Source organism: Arthrobacter sp. Y81, from assembly GCF_002929335.1.
Classification (GTDB): domain Bacteria; phylum Actinomycetota; class Actinomycetes; order Actinomycetales; family Micrococcaceae; genus Arthrobacter.
In genome coordinates this window covers 342,231-364,799 of record NZ_PJIL01000001.1, presented here as the reverse complement: position 1 = coordinate 364,799, position 22,569 = coordinate 342,231, and the positions used below count along the sequence as shown (strand labels likewise).

At 67.3% G+C, this 22,569-nt stretch carries 22 protein-coding genes and 1 riboswitch; of the genes, 11 read left to right on the top strand and 11 right to left on the bottom strand.

Going from position 1 to position 22,569, the window contains the following annotated elements:
• Positions 1-41 precede the first annotated feature (41 nt).
• The 3 genes from CXQ91_RS01770 to hemE all read right to left on the bottom strand — a co-directional run bounded on the left by CXQ91_RS01770 (position 42) and on the right by hemE (position 3,660).
• Entirely contained in the window at positions 42-950 is a 909-nt protein-coding gene (locus tag CXQ91_RS01770) for a hypothetical protein (protein WP_146072290.1), read from the bottom strand.
• Positions 951-1,022: 72 nt separating this feature from the next.
• Entirely contained in the window at positions 1,023-2,534 is a 1,512-nt protein-coding gene (gene hemG, locus CXQ91_RS01765; RefSeq protein WP_104172195.1) for a protoporphyrinogen oxidase, read from the bottom strand.
• A 4-nt stretch (positions 2,535-2,538) separates the two neighbouring features.
• Positions 2,539-3,660, bottom strand: a complete 1,122-nt coding sequence (gene hemE / locus CXQ91_RS01760) for a uroporphyrinogen decarboxylase (protein WP_104172194.1) — start codon at positions 3,658-3,660, stop codon at positions 2,539-2,541.
• A 158-nt stretch (positions 3,661-3,818) separates the two neighbouring features.
• On the opposite strand from hemE, the gene CXQ91_RS01755 reads away from it, so the two are divergent.
• A complete protein-coding gene (locus CXQ91_RS01755; RefSeq protein ID WP_104172193.1) occupies positions 3,819-5,159 on the top strand; it encodes a glutamyl-tRNA reductase in 1,341 nt (446 codons plus the stop codon).
• Between the two features lie 161 nt (positions 5,160-5,320).
• Here the strand turns inward: CXQ91_RS01755 and moeB are convergent, their stop codons facing one another.
• On the bottom strand, positions 5,321-6,520 hold the full coding sequence (gene moeB, locus CXQ91_RS01750) for a molybdopterin-synthase adenylyltransferase MoeB (protein ID WP_104172192.1): 1,200 nt from the start codon (positions 6,518-6,520) through the stop codon (positions 5,321-5,323).
• Positions 6,521-6,586: 66 nt separating this feature from the next.
• Between moeB and CXQ91_RS01745 the strand changes: the two genes are divergently transcribed.
• From CXQ91_RS01745 to CXQ91_RS01735, 3 genes are read left to right on the top strand one after another with little or no spacing between them, the layout of a single operon-like run.
• Positions 6,587-7,273 (top strand): TetR/AcrR family transcriptional regulator, encoded by a 687-nt coding sequence (locus CXQ91_RS01745; RefSeq protein WP_251042776.1) that lies wholly within the window; start codon positions 6,587-6,589, stop codon positions 7,271-7,273.
• A 51-nt stretch (positions 7,274-7,324) separates the two neighbouring features.
• Complete coding sequence (locus CXQ91_RS01740; RefSeq protein ID WP_104172190.1) at positions 7,325-7,549, top strand: DUF3107 domain-containing protein; 225 nt, start codon at positions 7,325-7,327, stop codon at positions 7,547-7,549.
• A 49-nt stretch (positions 7,550-7,598) separates the two neighbouring features.
• Positions 7,599-7,901: a hypothetical protein gene (locus CXQ91_RS01735; protein WP_104172189.1), complete on the top strand. Its 303-nt coding sequence runs from the start codon at positions 7,599-7,601 to the stop codon at positions 7,899-7,901.
• Positions 7,902-7,933: 32 nt separating this feature from the next.
• On the opposite strand, the gene CXQ91_RS01730 is transcribed toward CXQ91_RS01735, so the two are convergent.
• The 4 genes from CXQ91_RS01730 to thiO all read right to left on the bottom strand — a co-directional run bounded on the left by CXQ91_RS01730 (position 7,934) and on the right by thiO (position 11,004).
• Positions 7,934-8,599, bottom strand: coding sequence for a 4a-hydroxytetrahydrobiopterin dehydratase (locus CXQ91_RS01730; protein ID WP_104172188.1), 666 nt, complete (start codon positions 8,597-8,599; stop codon positions 7,934-7,936).
• A gap of 28 nt (positions 8,600-8,627) precedes the next feature.
• The gene (locus CXQ91_RS01725) at positions 8,628-9,443 is read right to left on the bottom strand and encodes a thiazole synthase (RefSeq protein WP_104172187.1); all 816 of its coding nucleotides are present in this window, start codon (positions 9,441-9,443) and stop codon (positions 8,628-8,630) included.
• A gap of 5 nt (positions 9,444-9,448) precedes the next feature.
• Complete coding sequence (thiS, locus tag CXQ91_RS01720; RefSeq protein ID WP_104172186.1) at positions 9,449-9,685, bottom strand: sulfur carrier protein ThiS; 237 nt, start codon at positions 9,683-9,685, stop codon at positions 9,449-9,451.
• Positions 9,682-11,004, bottom strand: a complete 1,323-nt coding sequence (gene thiO, locus CXQ91_RS01715) for a glycine oxidase ThiO (RefSeq protein WP_104172185.1) — start codon at positions 11,002-11,004, stop codon at positions 9,682-9,684. The genes thiS and thiO overlap by 4 nt, the downstream gene beginning before the upstream one ends.
• Positions 10,991-11,110: riboswitch (TPP riboswitch) on the bottom strand. It overlaps the preceding gene by 14 nt.
• A 26-nt stretch (positions 11,111-11,136) precedes the next feature.
• On the opposite strand from thiO, the gene thiE reads away from it, so the two are divergent.
• A complete protein-coding gene (gene thiE / locus CXQ91_RS01710; RefSeq protein ID WP_104172184.1) occupies positions 11,137-11,856 on the top strand; it encodes a thiamine phosphate synthase in 720 nt (239 codons plus the stop codon).
• Here thiE and CXQ91_RS01705 read toward each other — a convergent pair.
• A complete protein-coding gene (locus CXQ91_RS01705; RefSeq protein WP_104172183.1) occupies positions 11,853-12,527 on the bottom strand; it encodes a ferritin-like domain-containing protein in 675 nt (224 codons plus the stop codon). The genes thiE and CXQ91_RS01705 overlap by 4 nt on opposite strands.
• A gap of 41 nt (positions 12,528-12,568) precedes the next feature.
• Here CXQ91_RS01705 and CXQ91_RS01700 point away from each other — a divergent pair, with 41 nt between their 5' ends.
• The 3 genes from CXQ91_RS01700 to CXQ91_RS01690 all read left to right on the top strand — a co-directional run bounded on the left by CXQ91_RS01700 (position 12,569) and on the right by CXQ91_RS01690 (position 16,939).
• Complete coding sequence (locus CXQ91_RS01700; protein WP_104172182.1) at positions 12,569-14,038, top strand: RNB domain-containing ribonuclease; 1,470 nt, start codon at positions 12,569-12,571, stop codon at positions 14,036-14,038.
• A gap of 289 nt (positions 14,039-14,327) precedes the next feature.
• Entirely contained in the window at positions 14,328-16,058 is a 1,731-nt protein-coding gene (locus tag CXQ91_RS01695; RefSeq protein WP_104172181.1) for a DEAD/DEAH box helicase, read from the top strand.
• A gap of 8 nt (positions 16,059-16,066) precedes the next feature.
• Positions 16,067-16,939, top strand: a complete 873-nt coding sequence (locus tag CXQ91_RS01690; protein WP_104172180.1) for a site-specific DNA-methyltransferase — start codon at positions 16,067-16,069, stop codon at positions 16,937-16,939.
• An 84-nt stretch (positions 16,940-17,023) separates the two neighbouring features.
• On the opposite strand, the gene CXQ91_RS01685 is transcribed toward CXQ91_RS01690, so the two are convergent.
• A complete protein-coding gene (locus tag CXQ91_RS01685) occupies positions 17,024-17,872 on the bottom strand; it encodes a PHP domain-containing protein (protein WP_104172179.1) in 849 nt (282 codons plus the stop codon).
• An 85-nt stretch (positions 17,873-17,957) separates the two neighbouring features.
• On the opposite strand from CXQ91_RS01685, the gene CXQ91_RS01680 reads away from it, so the two are divergent.
• Positions 17,958-19,550: an aminopeptidase P family protein gene (locus CXQ91_RS01680; protein WP_104172178.1), complete on the top strand. Its 1,593-nt coding sequence runs from the start codon at positions 17,958-17,960 to the stop codon at positions 19,548-19,550.
• Positions 19,551-19,611: 61 nt separating this feature from the next.
• Here the strand turns inward: CXQ91_RS01680 and CXQ91_RS01675 are convergent, their stop codons facing one another.
• A complete protein-coding gene (locus tag CXQ91_RS01675; RefSeq protein ID WP_181038736.1) occupies positions 19,612-20,496 on the bottom strand; it encodes a general stress protein in 885 nt (294 codons plus the stop codon).
• Positions 20,497-20,572: 76 nt separating this feature from the next.
• Between CXQ91_RS01675 and CXQ91_RS01670 the strand changes: the two genes are divergently transcribed.
• Positions 20,573-21,856: a magnesium transporter MgtE N-terminal domain-containing protein gene (locus tag CXQ91_RS01670; RefSeq protein ID WP_104172176.1), complete on the top strand. Its 1,284-nt coding sequence runs from the start codon at positions 20,573-20,575 to the stop codon at positions 21,854-21,856.
• On the top strand, positions 21,837-22,559 hold the full coding sequence (locus CXQ91_RS01665) for a DUF1003 domain-containing protein (RefSeq protein WP_104172175.1): 723 nt from the start codon (positions 21,837-21,839) through the stop codon (positions 22,557-22,559). Before CXQ91_RS01670 ends, CXQ91_RS01665 begins: the two co-directional genes overlap by 20 nt.
• Positions 22,560-22,569 lie beyond the last annotated feature (10 nt).

Genomic DNA, 22,569 nt, shown 5'->3' with positions numbered 1-22,569 from the left:
AAACTGCGCCGTGCCCGCCCGGTGATGGGCAGGCAATAACCTCAGACCCGGCGCATCCGGACGTAGGCAACGCCCGCGGCGCAGGCCAGTGCCACGAGCCCGGCGCCCCACCACACCTGCGGCGACACGTCGCCCATGGGCGAAACACTCACGGCAGAGCGCATGACCGGCGCGCTGGACACCCCGTAGCCGGGGCCGGACAACGGTATGACGCCTGCCGACGTCAGGGTGGCCATGTTGGTCGGACCGAACATGTTGGTGGTGTTCCAGGCGGACGCCGGAGCCGGCGAGGCGGGGCCGGTGGTCTTGCCGCCGGCTGGCAACTGTGATGCGCCGGCCGATCCCTGGGCGCCAGCGGCCGTGCCGGGGGCAGTTGCCCCTGTTCCGGGGGCGGCCGGGGCCGCCGTGCCGGGAAGCACTGAAGACGGTGCGGCGGGAGCCGCTCCGGTGGCGGGCGCGGGCGAGCCGGGCGTTTGCGTCGGCCCGGTGGACGGAGCTGCCGCACCGCCCGTGGGGGACGGTGAAGGAGTTCCCGACGGCGGCAGGGTCCCCTCGGACGGCGACGGGGCAGGCGATGTCGGGGTGGTGGGTGACGGTGAGGGTGAGGCCGGCTCGGTCGTCGGAGAGGGTGACGGGGCGGGCTGGGTCCGGTATCCGGGCCGCGTCGGCTTGCCGGTGCCGGGTTCGGGCGAGTCGGAAGGCTCAGGCTTCGGCCCCAGGACCACGGACGCCACGGCGTCCAGCAAGGGAACACCCGCCTCCACGGAGGTGGTGGCGCCTGCGCCGTCGGTTGTGGTGTCCGGTGCCGGAACGAGGGACACAGCATTGGATGCAGGAACACCTGCGGAAAGGACTAGTACCGCTCCGAGCGCCGCTGCTGCCGTGCCGCGCCGAAGACCCCCATGGAAACCAGTCAGCGTTCGAGTTTCTTCGGACTTCTGATTGACCATAGTCATCGACACTAGCCAGAATTACGCGTCATTAGAAACTTGCGAAGAAGCCTTCCACGCGGTACTCGCGGGCTAATCAAGGAGGTCCGCCAGCTGCCTTTTCGTGTCGGCCACGACGGCGGCCAGGCCGTTGCCCGCCAGCCAGCCGCCCACCATCACCAGGGTTCCTTCGCCGGCGCAGACCCGGCGGACATCGGCCACCCGCTGGCGGTGCCCCACGGCGGCGAAGGGAAGCGCCCCGCCCCAGCTGACGACGTCCCAGTCGAGCAGGTCATCGGCCGTGACAGGTACGGTCAGGAGGGCCGACGCATCCCGTAAGGCGGCGTCAAGGAGCTGCTGGTCACCGGCACCTGCTTCGGCGCCGATTGACAGTCCGGCATCCGCCCGGCGTGCGTGGGGTTTACCGGCCCGCGTGACCTCACCCCGGCCGTACGACAACCGGACAACATGGGTGCCGGGCCCGGCCGCAGCCGCCAGCCAGTCCCATTTGGCGGTGGCATGGGTCAGTGCCTTGGCCTGCACGCCGGGAGTCTGCGGAGCCACCAGGATGCCCGTTCCTCGTGGCCGGCGGTCCAGTTCGGGAAGGTCAACAACAAGTGTCACAAGCTTTACATCCGGACCGGCGCCCGGCCGGTACGCGGCCAAGTCCGGCACTGCCTCCTGCATCAGCCCCACGGCGGACGGGCCGTCAAGAGCCACCACCATCAGGCCGGCGTCATACGTCCGCTCCCCCGCTGAGACCCGCCAGCCGCCGGCCGTCCTGGCCACCGCGTCAGCGCGGGTACTGTCCAGCAGCCTCACGCCACGCCGACGCAGTTCGGCCACGAGGGCGGTGATCAGCGTGTGCATGCCGCCCTGAAGGCCTGCGACGGCGGATCCTGCTTTGGCGGGTTGCGCTGCGGGCCTGCTCCCACCGGCCGCGGGATCCTGCCGGGCCGGGCCGCCCCGCCGCTGGGCGGCGACAGCCGCTGCGAGGGAGCCGTGCGTCCGGATTCCGGCGCGGAGCCCGGGCGCCACCATGTCCACGTCGAGCAACGCGGGATCGGCCGAATGCACGCCTCCCACCACCGGTGCGACGAGGCGTTCCAGGACGCGGCGGCCCATCCGGGCGCGGACCAGGTCGGAGACGCTGATGACCGCCGAACGGGTTCCCGTGGCGGCGGGCAGGAACCTGTCCAGGGAAGCACGGAGGGATCCTGCCAGCCCAAGGGTCCGGCGTACTTCGGGGTCCCACGGGTTGGCGGGTATGCCCAGGACGCCGGTCTTGGGGAGCTCCCGGGCGCCTTCGGGGAGCTGGACCCATGCGCCGCCAGGGTGGGGCGCCACGATGTTGCCGGCGATGCCGAGTTCGGCCGCCAGGTCTGCGACGGCGCTGGAGCGCGTCGCGAAGGACTCCGCCCCGCTGTCCAGTGTCAGGCCCCCCACCACATGGCTGCCCACGCAGCCGCCCCAGGCGTCGCCGGCCTCCAGGACCGTGACGTCCCGGCCGGCCTTGGCAAGCTCCAGCGCCGCAAGCAGGCCCGAGACGCCGCCGCCCACCACCACGGCCGCTTGTACGGACGGTTCCGGCGTGGCTGCGCTCACCGTATTACTCCGGGGAAATCGAGTGAATAAGCTCGACGACGCGCGTCAGCACGGCGGGGTCGGTTTCCGGCGGCACGCCGTGGCCAAGGTTCAGGACGTGGCCGGGCGCAGAGGACCCTGCCCTGATTACCTCCCGGACGTGGGCTTCGAGAACCGCCCAGGGGGCGGACAGCAGCGCGGGATCGATGTTGCCCTGCAGCGGGACGGTGCCGCCCAGCCGGCGGTTGGCTTCGTCGAGGGGAAGCCGGTAGTCAACACCAACCACGTCGACGCCGACGTCGCGCATTGCCACCAGGAGCTCTGACGTGCCGGTACCAAAGTGGATCAGCGGCGCACCCAGGTGCCGGACGTGGTCCAGGGCGCGGGCGGAGGCGGGGGCCACGAAGTGTTCGTAGTCGGCCAGCCCCAGTGAGCCTGCCCAGGAATCGAACAGCTGGCCGGCGGAGGCACCGGCTTCCAGCTGGGCGCGCAGGAACATGCCCGAGGCGTCTGCAGCCCAGTTGGCCAGGGCATTCCAGGTTTCGGGATCGGCGTGCATCATGGTCCGCGGGCCGAGGTGGTCGCGGGAGGGCTTGCCTTCCACCATGTAAGCAGCCAGGGTGAACGGCGCTCCGGCGAACCCGATCAGGGGCGTCTTGCCAAGCTGGGCCACGGTGAGCCGGACGGCTTCGCGGATGGGCTCCAGCGCTTCCCAGGTCAGCTGCGGCAGCGCCGCGACATCCCCGGCCGTGCGGACGGGCCTGTCCAGGACCGGGCCCACGCCCGGAACGATGTCAACGCCCACACCGGCGAGCTTCAGCGGAATGACGATGTCCGAGAAGAAGATGGCGGCGTCCACGTCATGCCGGCGGACGGGCTGCAGCGTGATCTCCGAGGCAAGCTCGGGGCGCAGGCACGAGTCCAGCATGGCAACGCCTTCGCGCACCTTCAGGTACTCCGGCAGGGAACGGCCGGCCTGGCGCATGAACCAGACGGGGCGGCGGGACGGCTTGCCGCCGCGGTAGGCCGTGATGAGCGGCGAATCAGCCGTGCGGCCGTCCATCAGCGGGTGCCCTGCATCCAGGGTGCCAGCGGAGAACGGGGCGGTGGATACCGTGCCGTCAGAGGTTGCAGCGCTTGAAGTCATGACTCCGATTGTCCCTAAATTCGCCTGCAAAAGATAACGACAGCCTGTCACCCGGAGCCCGTCCGTGCCGCCCGTGGCGGGAATCACAGGGCGCCGTGGTCTTTCCCACGGCGCATAGTTGTTCTACGCCGCGACGAAAAAGCTATGATTGTGATGCTGTGGTTCTTTTCTCATTGGTGGCTACACACGCCGACATCGACCTCGAGACCGTTGCTCAACTGAGCACCGGCGCTTCCGAGCTGGCTACATCCGCACTCTCCGGGTCGCCGGCAGTGACGGGTGCGGTGGTGCTTGCCACCTGCAACCGCTTCGAAATTTACGGTGAAGCGTCCCATGCGGACGACGTGGAAGCGGCACGGGCCGCCCTCGTCGCCCAGATCAGCGAACGCAGCGGGCTCAACGAACAGCTCGTCTCCCGGTCCTTCAATACCCGCACCGGCGGCGAAGTCAGCCAGCACCTCTTCGCCGTAAGCTCGGGCCTGGATTCGGCCGTGGTGGGCGAACGCGAAATCGCCGGCCAGGTGCGACGCGCCCTCATCACCGCCCAGCACGAAGGTACTGCCAGCTCCGGCCTCATCCGGCTGTTCCAGACCGCATCCAAGACTGCGAAGGATGTCGGGGCTCAGACGGCCCTCGGCTCACGCGGACTGTCGATTGTCTCGGTGGCCCTGGACCTCGCCACGGACCTATCCGAAAACGCTGACTGGTCAACCAAGAAGGCCGTGGTGTTTGGCACCGGCGCCTACGCCGGCGCCACCATGTCGCTGCTCCGCGAACGCGGCTGCAAAGACATCTCCGTTTTTTCCTCCTCCGGACGGGCCGAAGGCTTTGTGGCCACCCGCGGCGGCAAGGCCCTCGACGCCGATTCGCTCCCCGCCGCCGTGGCCGCAGCGGATGTCATGATCGGGTGCAGCGGCTCCGATACCCGCGTCGAAGCGGACGAGCTTGCCCGGGTGCGGGCGGACTCACCGCAAACGCTGATCGCCATCGACCTGGCGCTCACCCACGATTTCGATCCGGCTGTCGGCGAGCTCGACGGCGTCGAGCTGCTGACGCTCGAATCCGTGCGGCTCGCCGCTCCCCAGGAGCAGGCGGAATCACTGGCCCAGGCCAGCGGCATCGTCTCCGGCGCCGCCACAGCCTTCGAGCAGGAGCGCGAAGCACGGTCCGTGGACTCGGCCATCGTTGCGCTGCGCCGCCACACCATGAACGTCCTGGACGCGGAAATGGAGAAGGTCCGGGCACGCCACGGCTGCACGGCCGCCGCCGAGGAAGTCGAGTTCGCACTGCGCAGGATGGTCAAGCAGCTCCTGCATGTCCCGACGGTCCGGGCCCGTGAACTGGCCTCCAACGGCCAGCAGGAACACTACATTGCCGCGCTGGAAGCGCTGTACGGCATTACCGTTGAGCAGCCCGCCGCCGCGCCGGCGGCAGAATGCCCGGTGGACCACGGCCAGGCAGGTCCGGCGGCCGCCGATGCCCGGCGGGAAACCGCCTGACCCGCGGCGCGACGCCCTCTCACTTATTGCAGGCTTCTACACGACGCTCTCTCACTTATTGCAGGCTTCTACACGACGCCCTCTCACTTCGTTCAAGAGAGTGAGAGAGCGTCGTTGAATTGCGGGCGAAAAGTGAGAGAGCGCCGTGATGGGGCAACCGTCTAGTAGACCGGCTTCGCCGGTTCCACTTCCCGCACCCAGGCGAGGATGCCGCCGTCGAGATGGCTGACCCGCTGGTATCCCGCCTTGCGCGCTGCTGCCAGGACGGCTGCGGAACGCGTGCCGGCCTTGCAGTGGAACACGATGTCCTTGTCCTGCGGCAGCTCGGCCCAGGCCTCCCCCGCGAGGATCCTGCCCTGCGGAATGAGGACGGAGCCGTCGATGCTGACGATATCGTGCTCGCCGGCCTCCCGGACGTCCACGAGGTCGAAGTCCTTCAGACCGGCCTTGCGCGAGGCCAGCATAGTGGCCAGTTGCGTGGCCGTGACGGTGTTTTCCTTGGCTGTGGCAGTCTCCGGAGCGATCCCGCAAAATGCCTCGTAGTCGGTGAGTTCAGTGATGCGCTCAGCCTCCGGGTCCCGCGCCACCTTGATCTCGCGCCAGCTGCCGCCCAAGGCGTCAAAGAGCGCCACACGGCCCAGGAGGGAACGCCCGACGCCGGTGATCAGCTTGACTGCCTCGGTCACCATGAGCGAGCCCACGGCAGCGCACAGCATCCCGAACACGCCGCCTTCGCCGCAGGACGGCACCGACCCGGCCGGCGGAGCCTCTGGGTAAAGGTCGCGGTAGGTAGGGCCGTGCTTTTCCCAGAAAACGCTGACTTGGCCGTCGAACCGGAAGATGGAGCCCCACACGTAGGGCTTTCCGAGGATGGCCGCGGCGTCGTTCACCAGGTAGCGGGTGGCGAAGTTGTCCGCGCCGTCGAGGATGATGTCATAGCCGGCGAACAGCTCCAGTGCGTTGGAGGCGTCGAGCCGGACATTGTGGAGCCGCACGGCCACCAAGGGGTTCAGTGCAGCAATGGAGTCCCGGGCTGACTCGATCTTGGACCGGCCCACGTCCGCAACCCCGTGGATCACCTGGCGCTGCAGATTGCTCAGGTCGACGGCGTCGTCGTCGATGATTCCCAAGGTTCCCACTCCCGCGGCGGCAAGGTAGAGGAGGGCGGGCGAGCCCAGGCCGCCGGCCCCGATGACCAGGACCTTGGCGTTCTTGAGCCGGCGTTGGCCCAGCGTGCCGATTTCGGGAATGATGAGGTGGCGGGAATACCGCTCGACCTCTTCGGCAGTCAGTGCGTCGGCCGGTTCCACGAGCGGATCCAGGGTTGCAGGGACAGCAGTTGCGGTGAACATGGAAGCCATACTTCAATGTATGCCCGAAGATGCCGCCAGGTCATATTACCCGCGCGTAAAGTGTAGGTAACTGCAATGGAAAGAAGGCCAACAGTGGTTCATCAGGCACCGGTTGATCGGACACCGGCCGGGAAGGCAGCCGCGGGACAGACGCGGGCCGGCGGTGCGCGTTCGGCGAGGCTCCCGCGTGACGAACGCCGCGCCCAGCTGCTGGCGGCTGCCCAGGAAGTGTTCGTCGCCAACGGCTACCACGGCGCCGCCATGGACGAGATCGCGGAGACCGCCCACGTCAGCAAGCCTGTGCTGTACCAGCATTTCCCTTCCAAGCGCGAGCTCTACCTCGCCCTCCTGGACAGCCACCTGAGCTCACTGACAGACCTGATGCTGGGTGCCCTGAGCTCGACCACGGACAATGACGAGCGCGTCCAGGCCGTCATGCGGGCCTACTACCGCTTTATTGCCAGCGACGACCAGGCCCACCGCCTGGTGTTCGAGTCGGACCTCATCAACGATCCCGACGTCAGTTCTCGCCTGGAAACGTTCAACAAGACATTTGCCGACGCCGTGGCCCGCGTGATCGCCGAAGACACCAAACTGCCTCCTTTGGAGGCCCAGCTGCTGGGGCGCGGACTCGCGGGGATGGCGCAGGTCAGTGCCCGGTACTGGCTCGAAACGGACGGAAACCTGGACCTCGATGTGGCCAGTGACCTGATCTATCGTTTAGCTTGGCGCGGAATCTCGCGCTTCCCCAAGGAAACCTAGACTACAAATAGAGAACACCTTTAGAACTTTGATTGGCTGGGAGGCCTCGCTGTGGAAGTAAAGATCGGCATTCAGAACATCGGCCGCGAAATTGTGCTGGAATCGGCTCAGGATGCTGACGCTGTGGCAAAGCTCGTCGGGGAATCCATCGCCAAGGGCGCCGAACTTCGCCTGACTGACGAGAAGGGCCGTGTGGTCATCATTCCCGCCAACGTCCTGGGCTACGTTGAAATCGGGGCAGAGGAAGCCCGCCGCGTCGGTTTCGGCCAGCTCTAGGCTGCCGCTTCACTTTGTCCCTCCCGCTCAGCAGCAAGGAGTTCACCGAATGCTTTCCCTGGTAATCGTGGCCTTGGTCACCGTGGCCGCAGGCTTTGTTGTCTGGGCCAACGACCGGCGGCACGCGAAGTACGGCATCGCACTGCCGGCGGGAGTGGCTACCGCCGTGGGGATGCTGAGCTGGATCATCTTCATTGCCGCAGGGCTTGGCTACCAGCCCGGCCTGACGTGGATTCCATGGGTGCTGCCCATGGTCCTGGGCACCGGGGCGGCACTCGCCGCCGCGGTGTACCTGGGCCGGAAGCGCGCCCTGCACGACACGAAGCAGCTGACGGCCGCACTGAGGCTCTAGGGCCGGGGTCCGCGGTCCGGAGGCGGTGCAGGCTACAGGTCCGGTTCGTGGCCTTCCTCGGTGCACAGGCACAGCCGGTTTCCCTGCGCATCCGTGACCACCACCCAGTTGGGTGCGTGGTCACGGTTCATTAATGCTCCGGTCGCCGCGGTTTTCTCCAATGCCGGGCCGGATTCCGCCTTGCTCCGGTGGATGTCCAGATGGAAGCGGTTCTCGTTTGGGGCAGCGGTTTCCTGGAACCAGAGCCCTGGCCCGCGGCCGTAGGGGTCAGCGAGGTCCCCGTACCTGCCTTTCCGGTAACCAAGGGCGGTCCGCCAGACTTCCGAAATCTCGCCCGGGTTGGCAGTGTCGATGACGATCTCCACTGTCCGGTACAGCCCCGGTTCCGCGGCGGCCCCGGCAGCAGCGGCCGCCTGGCTGACCGCTGCCGCGGCGGCCACGTCACGCTGCGTCACCTCGGTGCCGGCGTCATGGGACGTGAAGCGGATGAAGACCCTGTTGTAGCGCCAGTCCAGGTCCGGGTGGTGGTTCTGTTCCTCGGCCAGGCGCCCGACGGCGGCAATCAGCTCGAGCGCACCGGCCGCCGTCGGCGTTTTGTAGACGGTCACGAGGCCGCCCAGCCGGTACCTCCAGTCGGGAAGGTCCGCCAGCGCGGCGTCAATCCGGGGTCGGGTAAGTACGTCTTCCTTGCCGGTCACCGTTGCTCCCTTGGATGGTCTGGGACTACTAGAGGAACTCCGCCCGGCCTTCCATGGCCGACGACGCTAGAGCGTGCTCGCGGCGCGGAATCCGGCCGGCCGCTTTCGCCAGCCTACCGGCGATGACCGCGTGTTTGAAGGCCTCCCCCATCATCGCCGGGTTCTGCGCCCGGGTCACCGCTGTGGCCAGCAGGACGGCGTCGCAGCCCAGTTCCATGGCGAGCACCGCATCGGAGGCGGTGCCGATGCCGGCGTCCAGCACCACGGGAACGGATGCCCGGGAAACTATGAGTTCGATGTTGTGCGGGTTCAGGATGCCCAGGCCGGTACCGATGGGTGAGCCGAGCGGCATCACCGCGGTGGCTCCGAGGTTCTCCAGCCGTAGGGCCAGCACGGGGTCGTCGTTGGTGTAGGCGAACACCTTGAACCCGCGGTTGACGAGTTGCTCGGTGGCGTCCACCAGCTCCACGGCGTCCGGCAGGAGCGTGTGTTCGTCGGCAATCACTTCAAGTTTGACCCAGTCCGTTTCCAGTGCCTCCCGCGCCAGTTCCGCGGTCATGACGGCGTCCCGGGCGGTGAAGCAGCCGGCGGTGTTGGGCAGGACCCGGATGTTGTGGTCCACCAGGAGCTGGAAGAGGGAACCGGACTCGGCCGGCGAGTAGCGGCGCATGGCCACGGTGGTCAGCTCCGTGCCGGACGCGATCAGCGCCGCCCCCAGCCCGTCCAGGCTGGGCGCACCGCCGGTGCCCATGATCAGCCGCGACCCCAGCGGAACACCGTCCACAATGAAGGGGTCCGCCGCCTGCTGTGCCTGTGTCGCGCCGGCAACCGTGGTTCCTGCCATGATGCTCAACCTCCCTGTACCGCTGTAACGAGTTCGACGTCGTCGCCCTCGGCGAGCGCCGTGACGTACCACTGGCTGCGCGGCACTACCTCGGAGTTCCTCGCAACCGCCACTCCCAGTTTCTGGCCGTCGGCAGCCTGCCCGTTGGGGGCGAGGTTCCTGCCGGTGACCTGGCTGATGAGGGTGGTGACGGACGCGCCGTCGTCGACCGCGTGGACCGTGCCGTTCAGTTTGATGTTCATGCTGTTTCCTTGTTCGGGTCAATTGTGACTGTGGTTGCGGACGGTGCGGGAAGACGGGAGAACCGGTCGGGCCGGAACGGCGCCCAGCGCGGGTCGGCGTTGCCGTCCATCAGCTGCCTGCAGATGGCAGCGGCCGCGGGCGTCAGCAGGACGCCATGACGGAAGAATCCGGTGGCAATGATCAGCCCCGCAATGTCCCGGCCGGTGCGGGCGTCCGCGACCCGCCCCAGCAGCGGCGCGTTGTCCGGCGTTCCCGGACGGGCCCTCGCGGTGGCTTCCAGGAGCTCCAGTTCAGCGACAGCCGGCACCAGCACCTGCGCGTCGCGGAGCAGCTGGTAGACGCCGCCGGCTGAAACGGCGGCCTCGGCAGGTGCCGCCGGTCCAGTGCCGGTGCCTTCAACGCCCGCAGCGGCGAGGGCGTCTTCGCGCTGCGTCGCCCCGATCACCACCGTTCCGTCCTGCCGGGGAACGATATAGACGGGGATTCCGTGGACCATGCCGCGGACAGTTGATGTCACCAGCGGCTGCAGGTAAGCGGGAACACGCAGGCGCAGGATGTCGCCGTACACCGGGCGGAGCGGCAGCCTCAGGCCGGTTGGCAGCCCGCCCAGGGCCGCAGACCCCAGCCCGTTGGCAACGATGGTCTCCCCGGCGTGCACGGTGCCTCCCCCGGCCAGGCTGACCCCGCCGACCCGCCCGTCCTCCCAGAGCAGGCCGGCGGCCCGCTCATGCACTGCGGAACCGGCCAGGGACTCCGCGATCAGGGCGAGGAACCGGCGGGGATCCACCTGGTGGTCGGCCGGAATGTCGTAGGCGCAGGAGATCCCGGGGCTCAGCAGCGGCTCGCGGGCCCGTGCTTCCCTGACTGTAAGAGGTTCCACTGTGAGGCCGCTTGCCTGCTGGACTCCCCGCAGGTCGGCGAGCGCCCGGCGGTCGGCGGCGTCGGCCCCTACGGCCAGGGTCGACGTCGTGAGGTAGCCGGTGCCGGTGGCGCCGGCGCCGGTATCTCCTGCGCCGGTATCCCGTGCCTCGAGGCCCGCGGCGAAGGCGGGCCACAGACCCGAGGAGTGGAGCATGAGTTCCAGGAGCTGTTCCTCCTGGTAGTGGAGTTCGCTCACTGGCGCCAGCATGCCGGCGGCGGCCCAACTTGCGCCCGTCCCCGGTGCGTCGTCGATGAGCACCACGGACCTGCCGGACTGCCGGGCTTCCCACGCGATGCCGTGGCCGATGACTCCTCCGCCTATGACGGCGACGTCGGCGCTGATTTCCCGGGCGCGCGCGGCGGGGCGGCCTGCTGCGGGTTGGGGGTTCATTGTCATCCTTCCCTACGCCGGTACTAACCGGATCAGGTCAAGCGGTCGGCTCTGACGCCCTCTCAGCCCTGCAGCTTTGTGACAGCTGCAGCGGGCTCCCGCGGTACCACCCCAGTTTAGAGGAACTAGGCTGGTGCCATGACCGAGCACGCCGTCCTCACCAGCGCCCGCCTGTACCTCTGCACCGATGCCCGCACCGACCGGGGCGATTTCGAAGACTTCGTCGATGCCGCCTACGCCGGCGGCGTTGACATCATCCAGCTCCGGGACAAGAACCTGGAGGCCGCCGAAGAGCTCGAGCTGCTTGAAGTGCTGGAGGCTGCTGCCCGCCGCCACGGCCGGCTCTGGTCGGTCAACGACCGCGCCGACATCGCCTCGCTCGCCGGCGCCCCGGTACTCCACATCGGGCAGAAGGACCTTCCCCTGGCTTCGGCCCGGAAATTCCTCGGCGATGACGCAGTGATCGGCCTGTCAACCCACAGCCCGGAGCAGATCGACGCCGCCATCGCTGCGTTTACCGGTCCCGGCGGACTGGACTACTTCTGCGTGGGGCCGGTGTGGGCCACTCCCACCAAGCCGGGCCGGGCCGCCGTCGGCCTCGACCTGGTCCGCTACGCGGCCGGGGCCAGCGGCAAAACAACAGGCAAAACAGCTGACAGCGCGGCTGAAGGAACCTTTGGCGGTTCGCCGCTGCCGTGGTTCGCCATCGGCGGCATTGACCTGGGCAACGTTGAACAAGTGGTGGCTGCCGGAGCGCAGCGCATCGTAGTGGTCCGCGCCATTACCGAGGCCGACGACCCGGCCGCAGCGGCCAAGTCACTGTTGGCGGCGCTCGACGCCGGCCAGCAGTACAGCTAGCCGGTCAGGCCGAGCTGCGTCATACGCCGTGAATGGTTCCCCGCCAGGCCGGAGATCAGCCCGCTGACCAGCTCTTTCGTTGCGGCGTTGTCCTCGCCGCCGATCAGGCTTGCCAGGAAGGTGTGCTCGTAGCTGACGCGCTGTGCCTGGGTCAATGCTTCGCCCAGCAGCCGCCTACCCCAGAGCGCAAGTCTTGACGCGAGCCTGGGGTCATCGGCCAGTGCGCTTTTGAGCCGTTCGCGGAGGACCTCGGTGGTTTCTTCGGAGTCCTGGATCTGTTCGATGAGTTCGCGCGTGGCGGCATCCACATACTGCGAGATGGCCCGATAGAAGTCGGCTGAGACCGTGTCGATGACGTAGGCCTTCATCAGAGATTCGAACCAGTCCCCCGGGCGCGTCCGCGAGTGGAAGTAATCCACGGCAGCCTGGAACGGCAGCATGGCGTCCTCGGCGTCGATGTTCATACTGGCCAGCCGGGAGCTCACCAGCTCGTAGTGCCGGAACTCCACCACGGCAATCCTGCCAAGCACGGCACGGTCGTGGAGGTTGGGCGAATACCGCGCGTCCGCGGAGAACCTCTCGAAGGCCGACAGCTCCCCGTAGGCCATCATTCCGAACAGGTCTGCCACGAAGCGGTTGTAACGAGCGGTGTCAGCCGGGGATGAGCTCATCAGTCAAGACTAATGGCGCAAATCGAGCTAATCTGACTTTCGTGTCACATCATCGCCTGACTCCAAGTGTCCACGAGCAGACCAACCGTCTGGCCGAGGCGCTGAACGCGCTCCGGACGGAGTTGGCGCTTCCCGGCCCCTTCCCTGATGATGCCCTTCAAGATGCGCTGGCGGCCATTGCGGAGCACAAGATGCCTGACTTCGACCTCACCGACGTGGAATTCGTGACCATCGATCCCCCTTCCTCCACGGACCTGGACCAGGCCCTGTTCATTGAACGGTCCGGCGGGGGCTACAGGGTGCTCTACGCCATCGCCGATGTGCCATCCTTCGTGCAGCCCGGCGGGGCACTCGACGCCGAAACCCGCCGCCGCGGGCAGACCTTCTACGCCCCCGACGGGCGGATCCCGCTCCATCCGGAAGTCATCAGCGAAAGCGCCGGCAGCCTGCTTTCCGGCCAATTGTGCTCCGCGTTTGTCTGGGAGTTCGAGCTGGATGAGGCAGCGCACGTGCAGTCGGTGCTGGTACGCCGGGCCAGGATCCGGAGCCGGGCCAAACTCAGCTATAAGAACGTCCAGGAGGACCTCGATTCGGGCGGCGCCGGCCCGGTCCTGCAGCTCCTCAAGGAGGTGGGGCTCAAACGCGTGGAACTGGAGAGGCTGCGCGGCGGCGCCAGCCTGAACATGCCGGACCAGGAAATCCAGCAACTGCCCGACGGCGGCTACCGCATCGTCGCGGCGCCGCCCCTCCCTGTGGAGGACTGGAACGCCCAGATTTCCCTGATGACCGGCATGGCCGCCGCGGACCTGATGCTCGAGGGCAAGGTGGGCATCCTGCGCACCATGCCGGCGCCGGATGAACGTTCCCTCCTGCATTTCAAGCGGCAAACGCACGCACTGGGAAAGCCCTGGGACGGCCAGGCCAGCTACGGCGAGTACCTTAGGTCCCTTGATCCCACCGACCCGCGGCAGCTGGCTATCCTGCACTCCGCGGGCATGCTGTTCCGGGGCGCAGGCTACACACCCTTTGACGGCACGGTTCCGGAGGTTGCCATCCAGTCGGCCATCGGGGCGGCCTACGCGCACACCACGGCCCCGCTGCGCCGGCTGATCGACCGTTTTGTCCTGGTGATCTGTGAAGCGCTGAGCAACCGCACGGCTGTTCCCGGCTGGGCCCGGGAGGCACTCCCTTCCCTGCCGGAGATCATGGCCGCCTCGGACCAGCTGGCAGCGCGGATGGAACGCCTTGCCCTCGACACGGTGGAGGCGGCCCTGCTCATCAACCACGTCGGGCAGGAGTTCGACGCGGTAGTCATCTCGGGGTCGAAACCGGGCAAGCCGAACGGGAACGGCAACGGGAACGGCAACGGACCGTCCGGCATCATCCAGATCGCCGACCCAGCGGTGACGGCCAGGTGCCCCGGCGAGCTCGAATCCGGCACCACCGTGCGGGTGAGGCTTCTCTCTTCGGACATCGCCACCCGGGAGATCAAGCTGGAGCTGGTGGACTGACTTGCGCGGCGTGCACGGGGCGTCAGTCAGGGATGGTTGCGCTCAACGGCTAGACTGAATGAGTAGTAATGGATGCCCGGTCGTTGATTTCCTTGATTTACGAATTCAACAAGCCCGCCCCTACGCGATCTTGAGATACACCCGCTGGTCCCCAGTGCCAGCATTTAGATAGCCCGCGATCGGCTTCCACTGGATTTGCTTGCGCGCTCGAGCGTGCTCCGGAACGGCCTTGCGGCCGGCCCCGTTGAGCAGGCGGCGCCAATGCCCAAATGAATAAGGAAACTCCCCTGTGAGTGAATTGCACACGCACCAACTTCTGACCGACGACTCCGGAACGGAATCGATCGAGCCTGAAGAGACCATCATCTCGGACGAAAAACCTCACGAGATCGAGGAGAAGTCCTTTGCCGACTTCAACGTCCGCGCCGACATCGTGGAATCCCTGGCCGATGCCGGGATCACCCACCCGTTTCCCATCCAGGCGATGACCCTGCCGGTGGCCCTTGCCGGCCACGACATCATCGGCCAGGCCAAGACCGGCACCGGCAAGACCCTGGGCTTCGGCATCCCCGCGCTGCAGCGCGTCGTGGGCCGCGACGACCCCGGCTTCGACAAGCTGGCAGTCCCGGGCGCACCGCAGGCACTCGTGATTGTGCCGACCCGTGAACTGGCCGTTCAGGTGGCCAAGGACCTGGAAAACGCCGCCAAGAAGCGCAACGCCCGCATCGCCACGATTTACGGCGGCCGCGCCTATGAGCCCCAGGTGGATGCCCTGCAGAAGGGCGTCGAAGTTGTTGTCGGTACACCCGGCCGCCTGATCGACCTGTACAAGCAGAAGCACCTGAGCCTGAAGAACGTCAAGATCGTCATCCTCGATGAGGCCGACGAAATGCTGGACCTCGGCTTCCTGCCCGACGTCGAGACGCTGATCGCCGGAACCCCTGCCGTCCGCCAGACCCTGCTGTTCTCCGCAACGATGCCCGGCCCGGTCATCGCCATGGCCCGACGCTACATGACCCAGCCCACCCACATCCGTGCGGCAGACCCGGACGACGAGGGCCTCACGAAGCGGGACATCCGCCAGCTCATCTACCGCGCGCACAGCATGGACAAGATCGAGGTCGTGTCGCGCATCCTGCAGGCCCGCGGCCGCGGACGCACCATCATCTTCACCAAGACCAAGCGCACCGCCGCCAAGGTGTCCGAGGAACTGGTGGATCGCGGCTTCGCTGCGGCCGCCATCCACGGCGACCTCGGCCAGGGTGCCCGCGAGCAGGCCCTCCGGGCCTTCCGCAACAACAAGGTTGATGTCCTGGTGGCCACGGACGTCGCTGCCCGCGGCATCGACGTGGACGACGTGACGCACGTGATCAACTACCAGTGCGTCGAAGACGAGAAGATCTACCTGCACCGCGTTGGGCGCACCGGACGCGCCGGCAACAAGGGCACAGCCGTCACGTTCGTTGACTGGGACGACATGCCGCGCTGGGGCCTGATCAACAAGGCCCTTGGCCTGAGCGTGCCCGAGCCGGTGGAAACCTACTCCTCCTCGCCGCACCTGTTCGAAGAGCTGGACATCCCCGAAGGCACCAAGGGCCGGCTGCCCCGCGACAAGCGGGTGCTGGCCGGCGTCGATGCCGAGGTCCTTGAGGATCTGGGCGAGACCGGCAAGAAGCCCGGGCGCGGTGGCGCAAGGGACAGCGGCCGCGACAACGCAAAGGACGGTGCCCGCGGAGCCGGACGGGACAGCGGACGCACAGGCGGACGCGATACCCGCCGCAGCGGCAGCGAGGCCGGCGGACGCTCAGGGGACCGCCGTCGTCGTACTTCCGACAGCAGCACTGCAGCCGCTCCGGCAGCCGAGGCAGCACCCGCGGTCGCGTCGGCTTCCGCACCGGCCGAGGTGGACCGCGCCACCCGCGCCCGCCGCCGCACGCGCACCCGCCGCCGCAACGGCGAAGTGGTGGCCGGCGGAAACGCAGCGCAGGACGGCGCGCAACGTGGCAACACCGAGGCCTAAACCCTTCAATGATTGACACCGTCTGGGCGCCGGACGGCAGCAACCTGGTGGTACACGCGGACAACGCGGAGTACCTGCCAACGCTGCCGGACGGCGCCTTCACACTCATTTACGTCGACCCGCCCTTTAACACGGGCCGCTCCCAGCGCCGCCAGCAGACAACCATGGTGCGCAACGCGGACGGCGACGGCGACCGCGTGGGCTTCAAGGGCCGCTCCTACGACACGATCAAGGGCGCCCTGCACAGCTACGACGACGCGTTCAGCGACTACTGGTCCTTCCTGGAACCAAGGCTCGTGGAAGCCTGGCGGCTGCTGGCCGACGACGGCACCCTGTACCTGCACCTGGACTACCGGGAAGTGCACTACGCCAAGGTGATGCTGGATGCCATCTTTGGCCGCGAGTGCTTCCTGAACGAAATCATCTGGGCCTACGATTACGGCGCCCGCGCCAAGTTCCGCTGGCCCACCAAGCACGACAACATCCTCGTATACGTCAAGAACCCGGCCAAGTACCACTTCGACAGCGCCGAAGTGGACCGCGAACCGTATATGGCACCCGGCCTGGTGACTCCCGAAAAAAGGGAACTGGGCAAGCTGCCCACGGACGTCTGGTGGCACACCATCGTCTCCCCCACCGGCAAGGAGAAGACTGGCTACCCGACGCAGAAGCCCGAGGGCCTGATCCGCCGCGTGGTGGCCGCCTCAAGCCGTCCGGGGGACTGGTGCCTGGACTTCTTCGCCGGATCCGGCACGCTCGGAGCCGTGGCCGCCAAGCTCGGCCGGAAATTCGTCTGCGTGGACCAGAACCAGCCGGCCATCGACGTCATGGCGGGCCGCCTCGCCGCGCACGCGACTTTCACGTCTTTCCCACCCAACTGACTCGCATTTAACGTCGTCATTCGCGGTTTTCAGAGCGTTAACTGCCAGCCAGTTGGGGCGCGGTTCACGAGGTAACGGCAGAGTTCACGGACGCACGACGGCGGTGCCGGTGGCCTGCTCTTCGATCCTCGCCAGGACCTCCGGGGAGGTCAGGTTTTCGCCCAGCAGGTTCGGCTTGCCCGTCCCGTGGTAGTCCGAGGATCCCGTCACCAGCAGGCCGTGCTCCTCGGCGAGCGCACGCAGGTAGGCCCGTCCGTCTTCAGGGTTGTCGCGGTGTTCGATCTCCAGGCCGGCCAGGCCGGCGTCGATCATTTCCAGGTAGGTCCTCCTGCCCACCACACGGCCGCGCGCGGACGCCACCGGGTGGGCGAACACCGGCACGCCGCCCGCCGCCCGGACAAGTGCCACGGCCACGGCCGGATCCGGAGCATAGTGCTGAACGAAGTACCGGGAATGGGACGTCAGGATGGACGCGAAGGCCTCGGTCCGGTCCGCAACCACGCCGGCCGCCACCAGGGCGTCGGCAATATGCGGCCGGCCCAGCGTTGCGCCCGGTGCCACGTGGTGGATAACGTCGTCCCAGCTCAGCGGGTAGTCCTCGGCAAGAAGCGTGACCATGCGTTCAGCCCGGGTGAGTCGCGCGTCCTTGGCCTTGGTGATCTCCTCCAGCAGGCCTGGATGCGTGGGGTCATGGAGGTAGCTGAGGAGGTGGACGCTGATGCCCTCATCGGTCCGGCAGGAAATCTCCATGCCCGGCACGAGGGCGACGCCTTCCGCGCGGGCCGCCAGGGAGGCCTCGGCCCAGCCGTCGGTGGAATCATGGTCGGTCAGTGCCACCACGTCAAGGCCCGCCGCTGCCGCGGCTGCCATCACCGTTGCGGGCGCCTCCGTGCCGTCGGAAACATTCGAGTGGGCATGCAGATCAATCCTCACTTGCCCAGCCTAGTAGATGCCCGGTGTGGATGGCCGGTGCAGTGTTCGGTGGCCCCGGCCACGCCGCTGGTGAGACTATGGGACGGTGAACGATGCAGATAACGCCTACAACGGCGAAACTACCTCAAACCAGCCCCTCGAAGAGCGCGTCAACAACCGCTCGCAGCGGCCCAGTTCCGACGCCTTCAAGGCCTTTATGGCCAGCAATTGGGCGCCGTCGGCACAAGAGCTCCCCGATCGGGACGCCGTCGCCGACCACGCCGCCAATCGACGTCGCACCATTTCGGACCTGTTCAAAGGCGAACGCCTGGTGGTCCCCGCGGGGCCGCTGAAGGTCCGCTCCAACGACTGCGACTACCGCTTCCGCCCCCACTCCGGCTTCGCGCACCTGACCGGCCTGGGCCTGGACCACGAGCCGGACGCTGTACTCATCCTGGAACCGGTTGAAGAAGGAAAGGGCGACGACGGCGGGAACCACCGCGCCACGCTCTACTTCCGTCCCCTGGCCGGCCGGGACACCGAACAGTTCTACGCAGACTCCCGCTCCGGCGAATTCTGGATCGGTCCGCGGCCCACGCTCGCGGAATTCGAGCGGAGGCTGGGCCTCGCCACGGCGCACATCGACGAACTTGAACTCGCCATCACCAAGAATGTGGGCGCCCCCGAAATCGGCGGCATCTCCATCCGGCTGGTGCGCAAGGTGGACGAGAACATCGACGCCCTCGTGGACACTGCCCGGTACAACACGGCCAAGGACCCGGACAACCTGGACCTGGGCGTGCTCGACGCCCTCGACGAGAAGCTCACGGAAGCCCTCTCCGAGCTCCGCCTGCTCAAGGACCAGTGGGAGGTCGAGCAGATGCAGATCGCGGTGGCTGCCACGGTGGAAGGGTTCACCGAAGTGGTCAAGGCGCTTCCGCGCGCCCTGACGCACCAGCGCGGGGAACGCGTGGTCGAAGGCGCCTTCTTCGCCCGTGCCCGGGAAGAAGGCAACGAGCTGGGGTATGACACCATCGCGGCCTCGGGCAACAACGCCACGGTGCTGCACTGGACCCGGAACACGGGTACGGTCAACGCCGGCGAACTGCTGCTGCTGGACGCGGGCGTTGAAGCTGATTCCCTCTACACCGCCGACGTCACCCGTACGCTGCCAGCCAACGGGACCTTCACCGACGTCCAGCGGAAGGTCTACGAAGCTGTTCTGGACGCTGCGGACGCCGGCTTCGCCGCGGCCCTGCCGGGCACCAAGTTCCGGGACATCCACACGGCCGCCACCACCGTCCTGGCTGAGCGCCTGGCCGAGTGGGGCCTGCTGCCTGTGTCCGTCGAGGAGGCCATCAGCCCCGAGGGCCAACAGCACCGACGCTGGATGCCCCACGGCACCAGCCACCACCTCGGCCTCGACGTGCACGACTGCGCCCAGGCCAAGCGCGAGCTCTACTTGGACGGTGTCCTCACCCCCGGCATGGTGTTCACGATCGAGCCCGGTTTGTACTTCAAGAACGAAGACCTCGCGATTCCCGCGGAGTACCGCGGCATCGGCGTGCGGATCGAGGACGACATCCTGATGACTGCAGACGGTCCGGTCAACCTCAGCGCGGCTCTCCCCCGCAAGGCCGACGACGTCGAGTCCTGGATGGCGGGCATCTACCAGGAAATCGACCAGCAGCAGCCCTAAGGCCTACGCATAAGGCCTCCGCCCGGATCTTGTCCGGACGGAGGCCTTATGTGTCCCCGGGCTACTGCTGCGTGTCGCCCTCGGACGGCCCCTGCTTGGGGCTTTCCTCCTGTTTGGGCGCATCGGTTACGCGGACACCGTACTGCGGCCTGCCATCGGGCAGGTCCGGGTAGCGGACGGGGGGCGTGGGAGCCGCGCGGTGCTGTGGGTGTTCCTCGGCAGCAGCCTGCGGTCCGGCACCCGGGGCTCCGGCCGCGTGGGCACCGGCGGCCGGCTGGTTCCCGGCTTCCGGCGTCCTCTGGCCGTAAGGATCGTTCCAGCCGGCGGGCCGCTGGGGCCCTGTTCCCTGCTGCGGCCCATGCTGTTGTCCGGGCTGCTGGAACGGCTGGTTCTGGTAGTCCCGCTGGCCGTACGCTGCGGCCCCGGCGGATGCGTCCGACGTGGTCATGGGCAGCTGCTGCAGCATGCGCCGCGCCTCATGGGACGCTTCAACGGCGACGACGACGTCGTAGTTCGTTGCCACCACCTGGCTCGTTGAGGTGAAGTCGCGCTTCCCGCGTTGCGTTGCGTAAGTGACGATGCCGAAGAGCATAAAGAACGCCGCACCCATGAGCACCGAGGTCACAATCGAGAAGTAACCGCCGGTCGGCGAGAAAAAGGACAGCATTACGCCGACAAACAGGCCGAACCACATGCCGCTCAGTGCGCCGGACAAAGCGACCCGGGGGTAGCTCAGGCGACCGGTGACGCGCTCCACCATCTTCAGGTCGTTGCCCACGATGGATACCAGCTGAACGGGAAACTGCTGGTCCGCAAGGTAATCCACCGCCTTTTGGGCGTCCAGGTAGGAGGTATACGAACCGACGGTGTCCCCGGACGGAACCGTGCGGAATTCGTCCGGCCCGTTCGGGACACCGGCCTTGGGAGCACCAAAAATGTTTGACATACATCCATTCTTGCCCATCCGGCTGTACGCAGGCTGAAATTCAGCTAAAAGAGAGCAGACTCGGTAGCCTGTACACGTGAGCACAAATCTTTCGCGGGTGTTTGTTGCGCGCCTTCTCGGACTGGATGTCTTCGACCCCCTGGGCGACCGGCTCGGCAGGCTGCGCGACGTTGTCGTGCTCTCCCGCGGCACCCGGGGCGCACCGCATGTGGTGGGCATCGTGGTGGAAGTGCCCGGCAAGAAGCGGGTATTCGTCCCGATGACCCGGATCACCTCGATCGACCAGACCCAGGTGATCTGCACCGGCCTGGTGAACCTGCGCCGCTTTGAACAGCGCGGCGCGGAAACCCTGGTGGTGGCCGAAATGTTCGACCGCCGTGTGACCCTCGCGGACGGCAGCGGCGACGCCACCATCGAGGACATCGCGATGGACCGGCACCGTTCCGGTGACTGGTTCGTCAGCAAGCTGTTCGTCCGCCGCGGCCACTCCCTCTCGCCGCTGAGCCGGCTCCGCCGCAACGAGACCATGATCATCGACTGGGCTGACGCGCAGCAGGGTGCCAGGACGGAGCCCCAGGCCGCCACCCAGTTCGTCGCAACACACGAGGGCCTGAAGCCGGCCGACTTCGCCGAAGCCCTCCAGGAGATGAGCGACAAGCGCCGCTTCGAGGTGGCCAGCGAACTCCAGGACGAACGGCTCGCCGACGTCCTTCAGGAGATGCCGGAAGGCGACCAGGTGGAGATCCTCTCCGCCCTCGATGTTAACCGCGCCGCCGACGTCCTTGAAGAGATGGACCCGGACGACGCCGCCGACCTCCTCGCCGAACTTCCCTCGGCCCAGGCGGAGGAACTGCTGCAGCTGATGGAGCCCGAAGGTGCCGAGGATGTCCGGCGCCTCCTCGAGTACGACGAGGACACCGCCGGCGGCCTCATGACGCCTGTTCCGGTGATCCTCCCGCCCGAGGCCACCGTGGCCGAAGCCCTGGCCCACGTCCGCCGCGAGGAACTCTCGCCGGCCCTGGCGTCGTCGATCTTCATTGCCCGGCCCCCGCTGGAGACGCCCACCGGACGGTTCCTGGGGGTGGTCCACATCCAGCAGCTGCTGCGCTACCCTCCGCCCGAACCACTGGGCAACCTCGTCGACAAGACTCTCGAACCTGTCTCCGACCAGGCACACATCAGCGAGGTGGCCCGGACCCTGGCCACCTACAACCTGAACTCACTTCCCGTGGTCAACGCCGACGGACGCCTTGTGGGGGCGGTGACCGTTGATGACGTGCTGGATCACTTGTTGCCCGATGACTGGCGCGCCCACGAGGACGACGCCCCGATAAGGAAGCTTGGAGGCCGCATTGGCTGAGAACACCTCCGCACGAAGCTCCAACACCAGGCCGGGCAGCAAGGCCGCGGGCAAAGGCAGTCTCGATACGCCCCTGAGCGGACGCCAGCGCATTCTTCCCAAGTTCTCGCCCAATCCCGATGCGTTCGGCCACGCCACGGAAGGCTTTGCCCGTTTTATGGGCACGCCGACCTTCCTGGTCTACATGACGATCTTCTGCGTCTTCTGGCTGGTCTGGAATACCTTCGCGCCCGAGGAATGGCAGTTCGACTCGCAGGCCCTGGGCTACACGCTGCTTACCCTGATGCTGTCCCTCCAGGCCTCCTATGCTGCCCCGCTGCTGCTGCTCGCCCAGAACCGCCAGGACGACCGCGACCGTGTGTCCCTCCAGCAGGACCGGCAGCGCGCCGAACGCAACCTCTCCGACACCGAGTACCTCACCAGGGAGCTGGCCTCCCTGCGCATCGCGCTCCGCGAGGTCGCCACGCGCGACTACGTCCGCGCCGAGCTCCGCAGCCTCCTCGAGGACATGCTGGAGGCGCAGGAGGAACTCCGCACCCACGATCCGTCCGGCGCCGGTAGCCACGAGTCGCCCAAGGACAAAGTCAAAGAGAAGCTGAAGGAACGCCGCGACAAGCAGCGCAACCCGCGCACCCAGCAGATCCCCAAGGTCAAACCGGACAAGCCGGGTTATCCCGCGCACCTCAATTCCCCCGAAAGCTGAGTACTGACTG